At 65.5% G+C, this 17,739-nt stretch carries 15 protein-coding genes; 8 read left to right on the forward strand and 7 right to left on the reverse strand.

The window, feature by feature from the left end:
• The first annotated feature begins 27 nt into the window (after nucleotides 1-27).
• Complete coding sequence (locus HNP02_RS30330) at nucleotides 28-1,563, forward strand: NAD(P)/FAD-dependent oxidoreductase (protein ID WP_184444339.1); 1,536 nt, start codon at nucleotides 28-30, stop codon at nucleotides 1,561-1,563.
• 4 nt (nucleotides 1,564-1,567) lie between these two features.
• On the opposite strand, the gene HNP02_RS30335 is transcribed toward HNP02_RS30330, so the two are convergent.
• From HNP02_RS30335 to HNP02_RS30355, 5 genes are read right to left on the reverse strand one after another with little or no spacing between them, the layout of a single operon-like run.
• Complete coding sequence (locus tag HNP02_RS30335) at nucleotides 1,568-2,809, reverse strand: LVIVD repeat-containing protein (RefSeq protein ID WP_184444340.1); 1,242 nt, start codon at nucleotides 2,807-2,809, stop codon at nucleotides 1,568-1,570.
• Nucleotides 2,806-3,990 (reverse strand): LVIVD repeat-containing protein, encoded by a 1,185-nt coding sequence (locus HNP02_RS43845; protein ID WP_184444341.1) that lies wholly within the window; start codon nucleotides 3,988-3,990, stop codon nucleotides 2,806-2,808. The genes HNP02_RS30335 and HNP02_RS43845 overlap by 4 nt, the downstream gene beginning before the upstream one ends.
• Nucleotides 3,987-5,081: an ABC transporter substrate-binding protein gene (locus HNP02_RS30345; RefSeq protein ID WP_184444342.1), complete on the reverse strand. Its 1,095-nt coding sequence runs from the start codon at nucleotides 5,079-5,081 to the stop codon at nucleotides 3,987-3,989. Before HNP02_RS30345 ends, HNP02_RS43845 begins: the two co-directional genes overlap by 4 nt.
• A 42-nt stretch (nucleotides 5,082-5,123) precedes the next feature.
• Nucleotides 5,124-5,969, reverse strand: a complete 846-nt coding sequence (locus HNP02_RS30350) for an ABC transporter permease (RefSeq protein ID WP_184444343.1) — start codon at nucleotides 5,967-5,969, stop codon at nucleotides 5,124-5,126.
• Entirely contained in the window at nucleotides 5,966-6,835 is an 870-nt protein-coding gene (locus HNP02_RS30355) for an ABC transporter ATP-binding protein (protein WP_184444344.1), read from the reverse strand. The genes HNP02_RS30350 and HNP02_RS30355 overlap by 4 nt, the downstream gene beginning before the upstream one ends.
• Before the next feature lie 183 nt (nucleotides 6,836-7,018).
• On the opposite strand from HNP02_RS30355, the gene HNP02_RS30360 reads away from it, so the two are divergent.
• From HNP02_RS30360 to HNP02_RS30375, 4 genes are all read left to right on the forward strand, one after another.
• Nucleotides 7,019-7,945, forward strand: a complete 927-nt coding sequence (locus HNP02_RS30360; protein ID WP_184444345.1) for a hypothetical protein — start codon at nucleotides 7,019-7,021, stop codon at nucleotides 7,943-7,945.
• A gap of 122 nt (nucleotides 7,946-8,067) precedes the next feature.
• On the forward strand, nucleotides 8,068-9,099 hold the full coding sequence (locus HNP02_RS30365) for a LacI family DNA-binding transcriptional regulator (protein WP_184444346.1): 1,032 nt from the start codon (nucleotides 8,068-8,070) through the stop codon (nucleotides 9,097-9,099).
• A gap of 171 nt (nucleotides 9,100-9,270) precedes the next feature.
• Complete coding sequence (locus HNP02_RS30370; RefSeq protein WP_184444347.1) at nucleotides 9,271-10,218, forward strand: NAD(P)-dependent oxidoreductase; 948 nt, start codon at nucleotides 9,271-9,273, stop codon at nucleotides 10,216-10,218.
• Nucleotides 10,211-11,458 carry a Xaa-Pro peptidase family protein gene (locus HNP02_RS30375; protein ID WP_184444348.1) on the forward strand — a complete coding sequence of 416 codons (1,248 nt, stop codon included), beginning with the start codon at nucleotides 10,211-10,213 and terminating at the stop codon, nucleotides 11,456-11,458. Before HNP02_RS30370 ends, HNP02_RS30375 begins: the two co-directional genes overlap by 8 nt.
• A 106-nt stretch (nucleotides 11,459-11,564) precedes the next feature.
• Here HNP02_RS30375 and HNP02_RS30380 read toward each other — a convergent pair whose 3' ends face one another.
• Nucleotides 11,565-12,791, reverse strand: a complete 1,227-nt coding sequence (locus tag HNP02_RS30380) for a dihydrolipoamide acetyltransferase family protein (protein WP_184444349.1) — start codon at nucleotides 12,789-12,791, stop codon at nucleotides 11,565-11,567.
• Nucleotides 12,791-14,977 carry a thiamine pyrophosphate-dependent enzyme gene (locus tag HNP02_RS30385; RefSeq protein WP_184444350.1) on the reverse strand — a complete coding sequence of 729 codons (2,187 nt, stop codon included), beginning with the start codon at nucleotides 14,975-14,977 and terminating at the stop codon, nucleotides 12,791-12,793. The genes HNP02_RS30380 and HNP02_RS30385 overlap by 1 nt, the downstream gene beginning before the upstream one ends.
• A gap of 153 nt (nucleotides 14,978-15,130) precedes the next feature.
• Between HNP02_RS30385 and HNP02_RS30390 the strand changes: the two genes are divergently transcribed.
• Genes HNP02_RS30390 through HNP02_RS30400 form a run of 3 tightly spaced genes read left to right on the forward strand, consistent with a single transcriptional unit; the run spans nucleotide 15,131 to nucleotide 17,737 of the window.
• Complete coding sequence (locus tag HNP02_RS30390; protein WP_184444351.1) at nucleotides 15,131-15,655, forward strand: VOC family protein; 525 nt, start codon at nucleotides 15,131-15,133, stop codon at nucleotides 15,653-15,655.
• Between the two features lie 25 nt (nucleotides 15,656-15,680).
• Entirely contained in the window at nucleotides 15,681-16,346 is a 666-nt protein-coding gene (locus HNP02_RS30395; protein WP_184444352.1) for a GntR family transcriptional regulator, read from the forward strand.
• 14 nt (nucleotides 16,347-16,360) lie between these two features.
• Nucleotides 16,361-17,737 (forward strand): NADP-dependent succinic semialdehyde dehydrogenase, encoded by a 1,377-nt coding sequence (locus HNP02_RS30400; protein WP_184444353.1) that lies wholly within the window; start codon nucleotides 16,361-16,363, stop codon nucleotides 17,735-17,737.
• Nucleotides 17,738-17,739 lie beyond the last annotated feature (2 nt).

A 17,739-nucleotide genomic window follows, 5' to 3' on the forward strand; every position in this document is an offset into this window, starting at 1 on the left:
CAGCGATGTATCGACGGAAGGACGAAAGTGGCTCCAGCCTCGGCGGTCAGCGACGTCATCGTGGTGGGCGGCGGGCACAACGCGCTGGTCTGCGCGGCATACCTGGCCGAGGCCGGTTTGTCCGTAACCGTGCTCGAAGGTCGCGACGTGATCGGTGGCAACACGGTGACCGAAGAGCTCACACTGCCGGGCTGGCATCACGACTCGTGCTCGACGGCCCACGTCGTGCTGCAGTCGAACCCGCTGATCCGCGACGACGAACTCGGGTTGATCGCACGCTATGGGCTGAAGTACATCGTCACCGACCCGGCAGTGGCCTTCCCGCTGCCCGACGGCGACCTGCTGACGGTCCACCCGAACTTGGCCGACACCGCCGCGGAGTTCGCCCGTTACTCTCGCGCCGACGCCGACGCGCTCGTCACGATGATCGAGGACTGGAGCGCCGGCCAGCGGGTCGCGCATGCGTACGTGTCTGCTGGGCTTCCGTTGCCCGACGAATCCTGGTCGCGCAGTTACGAACAGCTGCGGCAGCGCAGCGCGTGGGACGTCATCGCCTCGACGTTCCAGCATCCGGTGTCGCGCAGGGTAATGGCCTGGATGAGCTTCGCCACGATCCAGCCGCCGCAGCGACCAGGTACCGGTGCGCTGCCCGCCGCGATCATGGCCGGCCGCCTGGCCTACGGCTGGGCGACCCCCGTCGGAGGCTCTGGCGCGTTGCCGAATGCTCTGGCGGCCCACATCACCGACCACGGCGGTGCGGTCGAGACGTCGGCATGGGTGCGGTCGGTCCTGGTGGAGGAGGGGCGCTGTGTCGGGGTGCGCACCGATGACGGGCGCGAGTTCAGAGCAGGCAGGGCCGTCGTCGCAGGCAGCCATCTACGCGAACTACCCGCAATGCTCAACACCGCATCGACGGTCGCTGACGAGGCCGCACGCTGCTGGCGCCCGGGGATTCCCTTGTTCGCCGTGCATTTCGCGCTTCGTGCCGACGCTCGCTACCGATCGGGGAGCGGATCCATCACGTCGGCCGCAGGGGGACTCGGCAGCCCGGAAGGGCTGGTGCGCCAGGTCGAGGGACTGTCGTCAGGGCGCATCGAGATCGAGGACCCGTGGCTGCTGATGATGTCGTCGACGGCGGTCGATCCAGACCGGGCACCGGGCGGCACGTTCAAGTTCCTGACCGCGGCGCCGATGCTCCACGACGGTGGCGCGTGGTCGGATGCCGATGCGATGGCGTACGCGCAGGTGCTTCTGGACATCGCACGCCGCCACATCGACGGGATCGAGGGCGCGGACATCCTGGCCATCAGACCCGAATCGCCCACATCGCTTGCTGCGCACAATCTGTCGAACATCGGCGGATCGTGTCATGGCGGCGAGTTCGCGATGGACGACGGCACCGTCATCCCTGGCTGGCTCGACTATCGCACCGACGTCCCCGGCCTCTACCTGACCGGCTCGACGTCGCACCCCGGTGGTTCGGTGTCGGGGCGGCCGGGGCGCAACACCGCACGGACGGTGCTCGCCGACCTCGGGCTGTCGGCGCCGATGTCGGTGCCCTGACCGCTCAGCGTCCGGTCAGCCGAACGATGTGCAGGCCGTGGTTCTTGTCGGAGAAGTAGATGTTGCCGCGCGCATCGACCAGGACGTCCTCGGACTGCGTGACCAACGTCTTCGGCAGCAGGCCACGCCGCTCGGTGGGGTCATCCGGTAGGTACCAGGCGATCTCACGCGGTAGATACGCGTCGCTGATGTCGTAGACCCGCAGCCCCGCGTTGAACCACGTCATGAACATCAGGTCGTCGTCGGCGAGGAGCTCGGGCCCTTGTGGATGGTGCTGATTGTGCGGACCGAACCGGCCGCCGCGCGTGCTGAAGTTCGGATACCCAGCACCCGCAGCAGGCGAGGGGATCGGCAGCAGCGACATCAGGCGCGGGTTCTGCTCATCGCTGACGTCGACGATGCCCGCGAAGTTGTACGGCTCCTGCTGCCGTTCCGCGATGGCTTCGGTATTGACCAGCAACAGGTTTCGCGACGGCAGGGGGACGACGGTGTGCGTCGCGATCATGCTGGAGAAGGCGGCCCCGATGTCCAGCCGAGAGATGAGCCTCGGTCGCTGGATGTCGGAGATGTCGAGGATGACGACTCCAGCGGCCCCGTAGCTGAGGTAGGCGCGATCCCCGAGGACGTACGGCGGTCCGTGCAACGAGATGCGCCGCGGCGGGGTGGCCCCTGCTCGAGTTGAATTGCAGGCTCCGCCGGCGGCCACGTACTGGTCCGGGAGGAACCACATCGCCACCTCCTCGGGACGCCGCGGATCGGCGATGTCGAGGATCACGTAGATGTTGCCGTCGAACCCGCGGCGGCTCGCCGTCACGTGGACGTAGCGGCCACCGGTGAAGTGATTGCGATGCACACCATGCTCACCGGTGTGCCACTCGCTCAACAACTTCGGCGTCACAGGATCGCTGACGTCGAACAACCGGATGCCCTCGGCGGCGTTGAGGGCGGGATCGCCTCCCCAGGCCTGCGGACGATGCTCCATGCCCTGGACCAGGAGCCCGTCGGCGACCTGCACCTGCCAGGTCGCGGCATGGTCGGGTCCCTCGATCGCGCCGACGAGGTGGGGGTCGGTGGGGTCGGAGACGTCGAAGATCGACAGCCGAGGTTCCCAGAAGTGGCTGGCATACAGGTACCAGCGTTTGTCGACGACCTGCATGGCCAGCTTGAACACGGGCTTGCCGCCGACATCGTGGTACCCGATGAATTCGACACCGTCGGAGGTGAAGCCGGGTGGGGCTCCGCTCACGAAGCCGCCTGGGTCATCAGATCGGCCAGTTCCGGCAGCGGTTCCAGACAGAAGACCCCGCCGGTGCCGCGGTCGGTGACCCAGATGAGGCCGTGCTCGTCGACGAACAGATCGTTGGACTGCGGCACGGCCGAACCTGCCGGTGCCTCGCTCACCCAGTGCGCGACCTCCCGCGGATTCTGCGGATCCGACACGTCGTACACCCGTAGGCCGGCGCTGAAGTAGGTTGCGAACACCAGCCGATCACTGCGGTAGGACCCGTCCCGGTTCTCGTGCAGGTTGTGGGGTCCGTAGCGTTGGGGGAGTTCGTCGTACGGCTTTCCCGGAGCGGGCAGCGTCCGCAGGTATCGCGGTGCCGACGGGTCCGCGATGTCGATCAGGTGTATCCGTCGCTCCTCGCCGTGCGGGCCGTCGTGTTGCTGTTCGTCGGTGACGACGAGCAGTCCGCGACCGATCAGCGGCATACAGGTGTGGGTCGCCCCACCTCCCCACTGCAGGCGTGACACCTCCCGGGGGGTCGTCGGATCGGACGTGTCGAGCACGACCAGATTCGCGTCGTCATAACCCAGATAGGTGTACTTGCCCTCGACGAGCCCGTGGTGCGCCGCGACCCGATGACCGTCGGGCCAGTCGGCGGTCTCGCCCCCGCCGCTCGACTGCCCAGGCCACCACCACCGACTGGCGAGCACGGGCTTCTCGGGCTCGATCAGGTCGATGGTCATCCAGATGCGGTCGGTGAATCCGTCTGGCGCACCGGACATGTGGGCGTAGCGTCCGCCTTCCCAGACGATGCGGTGGACGCCCTTGCCCCCGGACTCCCAGAACCCGACCTGCTTCGGCTCGAACGGTTCGTCGATCCGGTAGACCGCGACACCGGCCGAGTGCGGGCCCAACGGCTTCTTGGGCCGGTACGGGAACCGCTCGTGGTTGACCAGCAAGAGCCCATCTGCGACCTGCACCTTGTGGGTGTGGGTATTGGCGGGCGCGTCCCACTGCGACACCAGTTGTGGACGATCCGGGGCGGACACGTCGAGGATCGACGTGCCTGCCCCGCTGGTCCCGGCGTGTCCGACGTACAGTGCGTCGCCATGACGCATGATCTGCATGCCGTCGCCACGTCCGTCGAGGTCGTGCTGGCCGAGGAGCCGAAGACCTTGGGCCGAGGCGGTTTCCGTCGTCACTTGGTCAAGTCGGCGGGGTTGGGCCGCAAGGGCAGGCCAAGCGCCTTCTGCGCGCGCCACAGCGGGACCAGGTCGACGTAGTCGTGCCAATTGGTTCCCGGTGGGATCACCTTCAGATCCATCTGCTCGTTGACGAACTGATCCATGTCCTTGACGTCGAAGCCTCCGTCGCCGGTGTGGTAGTTGGCGTTCTGCTCATCGGCGTACGCATCGCGGTACGGCTGCGGGAGGTCGAAACCCTTGGAGGCCATCAGGTCAAGCACCGCGTCCTTGTTCTTCATGTCGTTGATGAACTGGCGTGCCTTCAGCGTCGCAGTCAGGAACGCGGCTGCGGTCTCGGGGCTCTCGGTCAGGATCTTGTTGGCGGCCCAACCGTTCTGCGGTGCCCGTCCCAGCTCCTGGAACAGGAACTTGCCACCCGCTTTCTCGATAAGTGCCTTGTGTCGGAGCTGCAGGCTGGCGCCGTCGACCGTGCCTGCGATCAGGTTCTGCAGACGCTCGTTGGACTGACCTCCCGTGCTCACCAGTTGGACGTCCGTATCGGGGTTGAGACCGTTGTCCTTGAGAAGCTTTCGAATCAGGAAGTCGTTGCGGCTGCCGAATTGTCCGCCGGTGATGGTCTTGCCCTTGAGGTCGGCAGCGGTGTTGATGCCTTCGTGCACGCCGAGGATGTTCGCCTCACCGCCGAGGTAGGGCGACAGGTACCGCACTCCCGACTTCGACTTGTTCGCCGCCGCGATGGTGGTGTCGGTGTCGTACAGCGCGAAGTCCACCGATCCTCCGATGAGCGCAGGCAGCGGATCCTCGACGGTGATGATCTCGACGTTGTCGATGCCGACTTCCTTGAAGTAGCCCTTGTCCTGCGCTACCAGGATGTCCTCGTGGAAGAGGTAGTACGGGTTGTCCACGGCGACGGTGAGCGACTTCTTCACCTTCGACGTGTCGATCTTGCCATCGATCTCGTCTGCGTTGGTCGGAGTACTGGTCGCCTGACCGCCACCGCTACTCGCGCCCCCACCGCAACCCGTGAGCACCATCGCGAACGTCAAACCCACGCCGAGCAATGCGAGCAATCGTTTGCTTTTCCTCATGCACTTCTCCTTGTTGTGAAGTCGGGGAAATCTTTTGGGTGTCTACGCACGCGAGAAGTCGCGCCAGGGTGCGGCCCGGCGTTCGATCCATCGCATTCCCTGCACCAGCCCCACCGAGAGGACCGCGAGCAGCACCAAGGTGGCGTACATCATTGGCGCATCGAACTGGTCGCCCGCTCGGTCGAGCAGGAATCCGAGCCCCTTTCCGCCGCCGCCGAGCAACTCCCCGATGAGCATCCCGACCAGTCCACGGGCAATGCCTTGATTGATGCCACTGACGACGAACGGAAGCGTGAACGGCAGGATCACCTTGAGGTACAGCTGCGCCTCGCTGGTACCGAAGACGCGACCGGCGCGCACCAGCGACGGATCGACGGTCTTCACCCCTTCCATGCAGTTGACCATGATCGGGAAGACCGCCGACAGCACGATGATCGTGAGCTGCATCGAATTGCCAAAGCCCAGAACGAGAATCAGAAGGGGGATGAGCGCGACGCGCGGCAACGCCGTCATCGCCCACACGTAGGGGGACAGGATCAGGTCGACGATCCGCACGCCGCCCATCAACAGCCCGAGCGGGATGCCGATCGCGGCGCTGATCAACATGCCGACCGTGAAGTTCTGCACGCTGTGGAGCAATTCCGGACCGATGATGCCGTCGACGAAGCCGTGGTAGAGCGCCGAGAACATGTCGGTGGCCTTGGGGAAGAACAACGGGTTGATGACTTCCGACAGTGCGACCAGCTGCCAGATCACGAAGAACAGCGTCAGGTTGATCACCGTGATGAAGAAGCTCCGGAACGGCGCCCATCTGCTGCGCGTGATGGCCTCGGTGACCGAGTTCGAGTCGGCTCCTGGCTTCGTCGTCGGCAGTGTGCCCGCGCTCATCGGTCCCCTCCCGCCTTCGCGCCCAGTGCCTCGGCCTGGAGCTGGTTCCAAATGTGTTCGCGCAATTGGCCGAAGCGTTCGCTTCGCCGCACGCCCTCGTCGAAGCGGGGTCTTGGCAGGTCGACGTCGAGGATCTCCTTGACCCGGCCCGGTCGGTTGGACACGATGACCACCCGATCGGCCAGCGTCAGGGCCTCGTCGATCGAGTGGGTGATGAAGAAGACGGTCTGGCCCGTGTGGGCGATGATCTTCTCGAACTCCGCCTGCATCGCCTCGCGCGTCATGGCGTCGACGGCACCGAACGGTTCGTCCATCAACAGGATCTCCGGCTCCGATACCAATGCTCTTGCGATCCCGACCCGTTGACGCATTCCGCCAGATAGCTCGTACGGATAGGACTTCTCGAATCCGGTCAGGCCGACGAGTTCGAGGGCATGGGCGATGCGCTCCGCCGATACCTCCTTGGAGGGGCGGGGGTGCCGGTTCTCCAGCGCGAACATGACGTTCTTGTACACCGTGCGCCATGGCAGCACCGCATAGTCCTGGAACACCATGGCCCGGTCGGCGCCTGGTCCGTGAACGAGCTCCCCATGGACCCGGATCGTGCCCTCGAGGGGTTTCATGAATCCGGCGATCATGTTGATCAGCGTGGTCTTGCCGCAGCCGGACGGGCCGACGATGGCGAGGAATTCGCCGCGCTGCACGTCCAAGTTCACGTCCCGAAGGGCGATGAGCCGTGTCTTCTGCCGCTTGTTCTCGTATCCGGCACTGACGCCGCGAATGTCGATCAGTGGTGGCTGGGTAGTCGGTGCGTCGTCGGCGCTCGGTCGCGGGCGTTGGGTCACCGATGGAACGGCCTGACTCATGAAGATCGCAACCTCTATCTCTGCACTCGCATTGTTACTGCAATCGTTTGCTCCATCCTGCGATGTGACGTGGGTCATGTCAATGGGCACTCGAAGAAAAGGTCGGAGGCCCGCTAGGAACCCACCACGTGGGCAATCAACAAGACTCTCTACAAACGATTGCAGCTATGGCAGCATGTGGTCATGACCCGCGCTCAGCTACGCATCGGAACGTTCACGCCGTCGCTGTTGATCGACGTCGCCCGCTCCACCGGGCGATTGGACCGCGCCGAACTCGACGTCACCGAGACCCCGGTGCCCTCGTCGCCTGCTCAATTCCGATCGCTCGACGCCGGTGAGTTCGACGTGGTCATGACGAGCCCGGACAACGTTCTCGCCTATCGGTTCCTGAGCGCGAATCCACTCCAGCGCAACCTACCGGTGGAGATTCTCGCCGGCGTTGACCGGGGACTCGGGCTGTCGTTGTGCCTCGCGCCGTCGGTGACGGACGTCGCGGACGTCCGTGGCCGTGTCGTCGGGGTCGACGTGCCGGGGTCGGGGTTCGCGTTCGTCGCGTTCGCCCTCCTGGAGAGCGCAGGCCTCGGCAAGGACGGATATACGATCGAGTCATTGGGATCGACCCCTCGGCGCGCTGCGGCGCTGGCGCAGGGAGCGTGCGCGGCCACGGTCCTCAATGCAGGCAACGAGCTGCGGGCGATCGCAGCCGGGTGCCGTGTTGTGAGTACGGTCGCGGACGTCGGTCCCTATCTCGGCACCGTCATGGCGGCGATGTCCGCCGACGACCCCGAAATCACCGGTCCGCGAGAACGTCTCGCAGAGGTGGTGATCGACACCGCTCGTGACGTCGTCGCCGGTCAGTTGCATGGGGAGGTGCTCGAGGCTGCAGGACGATTGCTCGGGTTGGCGCAGCCGCAAGCCCAGGCGCACCTCGACTGCCTGCTGGATCCCACCCACGGTTTGATCACCGATGGACGCGTTGACGAGCCGTCGATCGACACCCTTATCAACCTCAGACGTCGGCACAGCCCGAGCCCGGATCTCGACGTGGTGGCGTCCACCTGGCACACGGTGCTGGCAACTGCAGGCCTTGGCACGGGCCGACACACGTGAGCTGCCGCGCCGGCCCATCGTTCACCTGCGAGTGGTCTGGGTATATTGCACGTGCGCGGGGGTCACGCCATCATTGACGGGACGCTGCATCCGATTGCAGTCGAGGAGGGGAGTGGGGGTCAGTGCACAGAGCCACGCTGCGTGAGGTTGCGGTCATGGCCGGCGTCCATCCGGCCACTGCTTCGCGCGCCTTGAACCAGCAGACCGAGAGTTTGGTCAACGTCGAAACGGCTGCCCGAATCAAGAAGGTCGCTGCCGAGATGGGCTACTCGCCCAACCCAATCGCCCGTAGCCTCAAGACATCTCGCTCGGCCAGCATCGGGCTGGTGATCCCCGACCTGACCAACCCGCTCTTCCCGCCCATCGTGCGGGGAGTCGAGGACGTGCTACGCACCATCGGCTACAACGCGTGGATCGTCAACACCGACAACCGACCCGACGTGGAGAAGACGGCGGTCGAATCGTTCCGTCAGCGCAACGTCGAGGGCTTCGTGTTCGCGACCGCGCATTTGAAGCACCCGTTGCTCGAGGAACTCGCTGCCGCGTCGACACCCATGGTGCTGGTCAACCGCCGAACCAACGGCGCCGACATCCCATCGGTCACCTCCGACGACGCGGCAGGTGTGGCACTGGCGATGCAGCATCTCGTCGATCTGGGCCACACCAAGATCGTGCATCTCGCGGGGCCGCAGGACCTGTCGACCGGCGTGACCCGGCGTCGCGCATTCCTGTCCAGCCTGGAGGAACTTCAACTCCCTGCCGAGAGCACGCGGACGGTTATCTGCGACGAATGGTCCGAGCAGGCGGGTGCGAAGGCAATGCGGACTCTGTTGGACTCTGGTCCCGAGTTCACCGCGGTGCTGGCGGGTAACGACCTGCTTGCCCTTGGCGTCTACGACGCCCTTTCCGAACGCGGCCTGCGCTGCCCGGACGACATCAGCGTGGTCGGATTCAATGACATGCCGTTCATGGACAAGGTCTCACCGCCCATGACGACCGTGCGCATCCCGCATTACGAGATCGGCGCCGAAGCGGCCCGATTGCTGCTCGAAGTGCTCAATGACCCCGACCGCCATCCGCGTTCACTGCTCTTGCCACTGACGATGGTCGTCCGGTCCTCGACCGGTCCGGTGCCAGCGCCTCGTCCCCGCTGAGGGCTCTTAGCGCTCTGCCCCTGGTCGCTGCAAGCGTCTGCAACCGTTCGCTACCTGCGGCTCGTCCCTGGTGCGACGAATCCTTCATGAAACCCGCACATGCTGCGGTGTTGACTTGAGCCAGACCGCACGGCAGGATTGCAACCGATTGCAGTCGAGCCGGGAGAGTCAATGGAAATCAACGACAAGAGCAAGAGCGTTGGGTGGATCGGCGCCGGACGCATGGGCTACGCGCTCATCGAACGCCTGTTGGATGCCGGTCACGACGTGTCGGTGTACAACCGCACCCGGTCCAAGGCGGAGCCACTGGCCGCGCGGGGCGCGAAGCTGGTCGACACCCCAGCACAACTCGCCGATCGCGACGTCGTCTTCGTCATGGTTGCCGCATCCGACGATCTCGAGCACGTGATCGTCGGCGAGGACGGGCTTCTCACCGCGGACGACTCACCCCAGATCATCATCGACTGCTCGACCGTCTCGGCGGCCATCTCGGAGAAGATCCGCGGCCTGGCCGCCGCCAAGGGGACCGCGTTTCTGGCCGCGCCGGTCAGCGGCAACCCGAAGGTGGTCAGGTCGGGCAAGCTCACCCTCGCGGTCTCGGGTCCGCGGGAGGCCTACGAGAGCACCGAGCACCTGCTGCGCCCTCTCGGCCGGGGCGTCACCTACGTCGGTGAAGGCGAAGTCGCCCGACTCGTCAAGATCTGCCACAACGTCTTCCTCGGCGTGGTCGCGCAGTCGCTCGCCGAGATCACCGTGCTCGCCGAGCAGGGGGGCACCAGCCGGCAGGCGTTCCTGGAATTCCTCAACAACTCAGTCATGGGATCGGTCTTCACCCGGTACAAGTCGCCTGCCTTGGTGAACCTCGACTTCACGCCCACGTTCACGAACGTGTTGTTGCGCAAGGACTTCGACCTCGGACTCGAAGCCGCCCGCGAGTACGGCGTGCCGATGCCCGTCGCCGCGGTGACCGCCGAAATGGTGTCGTCGGCGGTCGGTGCCGGCTACACCAGCGAGGACTTCGCGACCTTGCTGCTGGAGCAGGCCAGGCGCTCGGGAGTGGAGTTGGTCTCCGAAGAGGCCGACGTCGACGACGGCCTGGGAATCCCCGCGGATGAGTGACTCGCGACCGCTTCCGGCGCCCGGCCACATGGGTGTCGACTACGAAGAACGCGTCGACTTCGCCAGGCTCCGCAACTACCGGCTCGGTCGAGCGAAGGCGGCGCTGGAGGCCAGTGAGTGCGGTGCGTTCCTGCTGTTCGACTTCTACAACATCCGCTACACGACCCAGACCTGGATCGGTGGCGCGCTCGGCGACAAGATGACGCGGTACGCGTTGCTCACGCGTACGGCCGACGATCCTTGGTTGTGGGACTTCGGTTCTGCGGTACGCCATCACAAGCTCTACTCGAACTGGCTGCCCGACGAGAACTGCCGCCCCGGCATGCTCGGCATGCGGGGTGCCGTCGCGCCGTCGGCAGGCCTGATGGTGTCGGCCATCCGCGAGATCAAGGGAATCCTCGAGGACGCCGGCCTGAGCGACGCCCCGGTCGGGCTCGACATCGTCGAGCCCGCATTCCTGTTCGAGATGCAGCGGCAAGGTTTGAACGTCGTCGACTGCCAGCAGCGCATGCTCGACGCGCGGGAGATCAAATCCGCCGACGAGATCATGCTGCTCACCCAGGCGGCCGCGATGGTCGACGGGGTCTATCAGGACGTCTTCGAGGCACTCAAGCCCGGGATCCGGGAGAACGAGATCGTCGCGCTGGTGAATCAGCGGCTCTACGCGATGGGTTCGGATCAGGTGGAGGCCGTCAACGCGATCAGCGGGGAGCGGTGTAATCCCCACCCGCACAACTTCACCGACCGGCTCATCCGGCCGGGGGATCAAGCCTTCTTCGACATCATCCACAGCTTCAACGGCTATCGCACGTGCTACTACCGCACGTTCAACGTCGGCAGCGCGACCTCCAGCCAGCACGACGCCTACACCAAGGCCCGCGAATGGATGGACGCATCAATCGACATGGTCCGGCCCGGCGTCGGCACCGACGAGGTGGCCGCCGTCTGGCCGAAGGCGACCGAGTTCGGCTTCGACAACGAACTCGCCGCGTTCGGACTGCAATTCGGGCACGGCCTCGGCCTGGGCCTGCACGAGCGCCCGATCATCTCGCGGCTGAACTCGATGACCGAGCCGATCGAGCTCAAGGAGGGCATGGTCTTCGCTCTCGAGACGTATTGCCCTGCCTCGGACGGTTATTCGGCCGCACGCATCGAGGAAGAAGTGGTCGTTACCGCCGATGGGCCGCGGATCCTGACGCTGTTCCCGGCACAGGAACTCGTCATCGCCAACAAGTACTGAGCCCAGCGCACGTACGAGCGGCCGCCATCAACGTGATGGCGGCCGCTTCGTCGTCGTTGTGTTCGTGCATTGTGACCGGCTCGGGGCCGGATCACGTTCTGCGCGTTCAGATCAGCACGGTCAACGGATTCTCGATGCGCCTGACGAAGGCCGCCATCCACGTCGCGGCCACCGCACCGTCGATGACCCGGTGATCGGCCGACAGCGTTACGGTCATGATCGTGCCCACCCTCAGTTCGCCATCGACGACGACGGGCCGCTGGATGGCACCGCCGACGGCGAGGATGCCGGACTGTGGCGGGTTCAGGATCGCGGAGAACTCCGTGACGCCGAACATCCCGAGGTTGGACACCGAGAAGCTGCCACCTTCGAGCTCGTGCTGTTGGAGCCGCCCGTCCCTGGCGCGCCGAGCGAGATCGGATGTCTGAGTGGCTATTGTGGACAGCGACGCGGTGTGCACGTCGCGCAGCACCGGCGTCAGAAGGCCGCCGTCCACTGCTACGGCCACCGCGATGTCGGCGCCCTCGTAGCGGCGGATCGAGTCGCCATTCCAGATCGCGTTGGCGTCGGGTACCTCGATCAGGGCCCCGGCAACCGCTTTCAAGATGAAGTCGTTGAGCGACACCTTGAGTGCGGCGGCCGCATTGACGTTACGCCGCAACTCGAGCAGTTCGTCGACCCGGCAATCCGCGGTGACGTAGAAGTGCGGCACCGTCGTCTTGCTTTCAGTGAGACGGCGTGCGATGGCCTTGCGCATCGGCGTGAGTGGAACATCCGTGAAACCCGTTGCCGGTCGGTTTGATTCGACGGCGGCCGCAGTGCGCAGCGGTTGCGGTGTGGGGGTGGGTTCAGCGAGCGGCAGCCGTTCCAGATCACGCCGCACGATCCGCCCACCGGGGCCGGTGCCGTTCACGCTCTCGAGCTCGATTCCACGTTCGCGCGCAAGCTTTCGCACCAACGGGGTGGCGAACAGTCGCCGCCCATTGGCCACCGAGGCGGGCTCGGCGACACCAACGGTGGCGAGTTCGGGCTCAGGTGTGGGGGACACTGCGACGCCGTTGTGCGCGGCGGTATCGATGTCCGCATCGGTCTCGCCTGGCGCCAACACCACGGCGATGGGCTCTCCCACTGCTATCGTCGAGCCCGGTTCGGCGATCAGCCGGGCCACGATCCCGTCCACTTCCGAGACGTATTCGACGACGGCCTTCTCGGTTTCGATCTCGGCGAGCGGGTCACCAATGGCGATCTCCTGTCCCACTGACACGAGCCAGGTCTGAATGACGGCCTCGCCTGCATTGGCCAGCACCTCGGGCATCCGCACGACGGTGGCCATCAGCGCACACCCATTGCTGCACGGACTTTCTCCAGACCGGCGACGACTTCCTCGGTCCTGGCGATGGCGGCGCGTTCGAGCACCCTGGAGATGCTCGGTGACGCCTCCGTACCTGACACCCGTTCGACGGGCTGGTCCAACCAGTCGAAGAGCCTGCGCTGAATCTCGTCGGCCAGCCAGCCACCGTACGAGCTGCCACGCGCGCCCTGTTCGACGATCAAGACCGCGTTGGTCTTTCGGACGCTGGCGGTGATGGTGTCCCAGTCGATTGATGCGCGGTCCAGCCACCGAAGATCGATCAGTTCGGCGTCGACGTCGGTCGCCTCGATCGCCTCGAGGCAGTGGTTCACCATCGACAGGTAGCTGATCACGGTGACCTCGGAGCCTGCCCGCCGGATGGCGGCACTGCCCGGCGGGATGACGTAGTCGAGATCGCCCTCGGGGACCTTGTCGGCGATGCCGTAGAGGTCGATGTGCTCGATGACGAGGACCGGATCCTGTAGGGCCAGAGCGGCGTTCATCAGCCCGACGTAGTCGGCGGCCGTCGATGGCGCGACGATCCGCCAACCAGGGCTGGTCACGAAGATGCCCGCAGGGTCCATCAGGTGCTGAGACCCGTAGCCCGCGCCCATCGCAACCTTGGTGCGCAGCACGAACGGCACCGGGTTGTCACCTCCGAACATGTGCCGCGCCTTGCCGATCTGGTTGAACACCTGGTCGGCGGCCACCCACATGAAGTCGGGGTACATGAACTCGACAACCGGCCGGAATCGGCCGTCGAGTGCCATTCCGCCGCCGATGCCGCTGAACGCGTTCTCACTGATGGGGGTCCCCACCAACCGGCTCTCGCCGTACTTCGCCAGGCCCTTCGTGGCACCGTTGGTGCCGCCGTTCAGATGGTGGACGTCCTCGCCGAACACCACGATGCGATCGTCACAGGCCATCCGGCGGTCCATGACGCCGGCCACGGCATCGACGAATTTCACCGAGCGCCATGGACCTTCGTGTTTCGTCGGTTCCAGGGTGGTGAGTGATCCGAGCTCGCTTGCATCACCGCGCATCCCGACGTCGACGAAGCCGGGATCGGGCCACAGTTCTGGACGTATGCGACGCTTGCCTGCATTGTCGGGGTCGTCCTCGAGCAGCTCGGCCGTGGCGGCCGTCATCGCAGCCTGCGCCTGGCTGCGCACCGACGCCACCCCCGCCTCGTCGATCAAGCCGAGCGCGATCATCTCGCGCGCGACCCGGTCGAGCGGATCACGAGAGCGCCAGTGCGCCTCCTCCTCCTTGTCGCGGTACCCGAACGCACTGCCGGGATAGGGCCCGTTCTGGTGGAAGAACCGGTAGACCTCGACTTCGATGACTGCGGGCCCCTCACCGCTGCGCATCCGTTCGGCCGCCTGCTCCGTGGCCAGGTGCACGGCCAACGGGTCCATGCCGTCGACGCGCCAGCAAGGAATGCCGAATCCCTGGCCTCGCACCGACAGCCGAGGATCGGCGGTGATCTCTTCGACCCGGGTGGACACGGCGTACAGGTTGTTCTCGATGAAGAAGCAGAACGGCAGCTTCCATGCTGCGGCGAGGTTCATCGTCTCGAGCACGGAGCCAATCTGGCTGGCTCCGTCACCGAAGTAGCTGATGGTGAGATCGCTGGTACCACTGTGTTTTTGGGCCCAGGCGTTGCCCGCGCCCATCGGCACGCCGCCACCGACGATCGCGTTGGTGCCAAGGGCGCCTGCTTCGAACCACTGCAGGTGCATGGATCCGCCGCGGCCGTGACAGTAGCCCTGGGCCAGCCCGAGGATCTCGGCCAACGTCCGTTGCAGCACCCGCTGGATCTTGGGGGACACCGCTGCGGCGGGATCGATCACACCGCCCGTGACGTGCGTCAGGGCCTTGGCGAGGAACTGGTGGTGACCGCGGTGTGATCCGTTGACGGCGTCGGTGGAGCGAAGGCCGACGATGGATCCAACCGCGCCGCCTTCCTGCCCGATGCTCGAGTGTGCCGGGCCATGCACCAGTCCTTCGCCTGCCAACTCCAGGACGGATTCCTCGAAGGCGCGGATGAGATGCAACTCGGCGAGCATGGTGCCGAGAAGCTGTGGCGATGCGGCTTTCCAGTCCTCGGCGGTGGTCGACAGTTCGATCCAGGCGGAGCCGGTCTCGAGGCGTTGTTCGCGTGGCATGTCCCCTACTTCCGTTGACCGCGAGCGATCGGTGGCACTGGCGGCGGTCTCAGTCAACGTACGCCGATTGGATCCACTTTGGCCAGTATTTGCTACAAAAATGCAGAAATCTGGACTATTGTGGCGGCATTGGATCCACTAGCGGGAGGTTGTATGGCGCTGCCAGGTCTGGTCGGTACTGATCACGTCGGCTTCACCGTGCCCGATCTCGAAGAAGCCCACGACTTCTTCGTGCGGGTTCTGGGTTGCACGCACGTCTACACGCTCGGCCCTTACGCGCACGATGACGACTGGATGCGCGAACATCTCAACGTCCACCCGCGCACCGTGATGCGACGGCTGCACTTCTACCGATGCGGCACGGGAGCCAACTTCGAGGTGTTCGAGTACGAGCCTGCGGAGGCCGCGGCGCCCATCCCGCGCAACAGCGATATCGGCGGCCACCACCTCGCTCTCTACGTCCACGACATCGACGCCGCTGTCGAATACCTTCGCGCCGAAGGCATTCGGGTACTTGGCGAACCGACGGCCAGCAGCAATGCCAGCGCAGGCCAGCGATGGGTGTACTTTCTCAGTCCCTGGGGCATGCAGTTCGAGCTGGTGAGCTTCCCTCGCGGGAAAGAATACGAGAAGGACGCCGCGGTGCTGTTGTGGAACCCGAACACCCCGGCGCAGTGAAGCCCTAACACCGATCGGAGCCAGGATGGCGCAACCCCAGGTGCGTGACGGTGTCACCGGAGCACGTGTCGCTGACGAACTGCGCGCGGCCATCTTGCACGGCGCCCATCCGCCAGGTACCCGGCTGCGCCAAGAGGAACTCGCCGCGCAGTACGGGGCCAGCCGCGTGCCGATCCGGGAGGCGCTGCGGACCCTGGAGTCCGAGGGCCTCGTCACGACGGTGGCCAACGCCGGCGCGTGGATCGCACGCCTGAGTGCCGACGAGTGCGCCGAGCTGTACCAAGTCCGCGAGCGGATCGAGCCGCTTCTGTTGCGCTACAGCCTGCCCCATCTCACGCCTGCCGACGTCGACCGCCTCGGCGAGCTGGCCGAGGAGATGAGCAACACCCGCGATACCGAGCACTTCCTGGCGTTGGACCGGGAGTTCCATCTCGGCAGCTATCGCGCGGCGGAGACGACGTTTCTGCGCCCAACGGTCGAACGGCTGTGGAACGCCACCCAGCACTACCGCCGTGCCTTCACCCGGTTACTGGACGACGACAGCAACCGGATCGTGCACGACGAACACCACATGCTGGTGGCGGCGATCCGGGAGAACGATCCCGACGAGGCCGAGCGCGTGCTGTTCGGCCACATCCGCCGTACCCGACTGCAGCTGACACGTCACCCCGAAGTCTTCGCTAGCAAGTGAAAGGAATCGCACACATGGCAATCGCAACCATCAACCCGACCACGGGGGAGACCGTCGAGACGTTCGAACCCCACGACGACACCGAGGTGGCGCGCCGCATCGCGGAGGCCGCCGCGGCTGCCGATGCGTTGCGTGACACGACGTTTGCTCAACGTGCCCAGTGGATGAACGCCACCGCGGACATCCTGGAGGCCGACGTCGAGCGGGTAGCCCGGATGCTCACTCTCGAGATGGGCAAGCCCCTTGGCCAGGCCCGCGGCGAAGTACTCAAGTGCGCGAAGAACATGCGGTTCTACGCCGAGCACGCGGAGTCCTTCCTCGCCGACGAGCCACTCGCCGATGCCTCGACGGTGTCGGCGTCGCAGGCCTGGACGGTGTGGCAGCCGCTCGGCGTCGTGCTGGCGGTGATGCCATGGAATTACCCACTGTGGCAGGTCATCCGATTCGCCGCGCCTGCGTTGATGGCAGGCAACACCGGTCTGCTCAAGCACGCGTCGAACGTGCCGCAGTCCGCGCTCTACCTCGATGACCTTTTCGACAAGGGCGGCTTCCCGACCGGCTCGTTCCGCACGTTGTTGATCGGCTCGGCCGGCGTCGAGGCGGTCATCTCCGACGATCGGGTCAAGGCGGTCACCTTGACTGGCTCGGAACCGGCAGGTCGCTCCGTCGCATCTACGGCAGGCGGTCAGATCAAGAAGGCGGTGCTCGAACTGGGCGGCTCCGATCCCTTCATCGTGATGCCCAGCGCGGACCTCGACGAAGCGTCCACGGTCGCGGTCAAGGCAAGGACCTCCAACAATGGCCAATCCTGCATCGCAGGAAAGCGTTTCATCGTCCACACCGACGTCTACGACGAGTTCGCCAGCCTGTTCGTCTCGAAGATGAAGGCTCTGGTGGTCGGTGATCCGATGGACGAAGCCACCGACGTCGGGCCCATTGCCACCGCGTCCGGACGCGACGACCTGACCGAACTGGTCGACGACGCGGTGGCCAAGGGTGCCCAGGTGCTCACCGGTGGCGGTGCTCCCGATGGCCCTGGCTGGTTCTACTCGCCGACCGTGCTTGCCGGTCTGACCGATGAGATGCGCGTGGTGATGGAGGAGACGTTCGGGCCGGTCGCCTCTCTCTACAGGGTCGCCGATCGCGACGAGGCGGTACGGGTGGCCAACCAGACCACCTTCGGGCTGAGCTCGGCAGTGTGGAGCAATGATGCGGCAGAACAGGACTGGTTCATCGGCCATCTGGACGCCGGTGCGGTGTTCCTGAACGGTATGACGGTGTCCTACCCGGAGTTGCCGTTCGGCGGGGTCAAGGACTCCGGTTACGGCCGCGAGCTGGCTGCCGCGGGGATCCGCGAGTTCTGCAACCTCAAGACCGTCTGGAAGGCCTAACC

It is taken from the genome of Mycobacterium sp. AZCC_0083 (assembly GCF_014202335.1).
Classification (GTDB): Bacteria; Actinomycetota; Actinomycetes; order Mycobacteriales; family Mycobacteriaceae; genus Mycobacterium.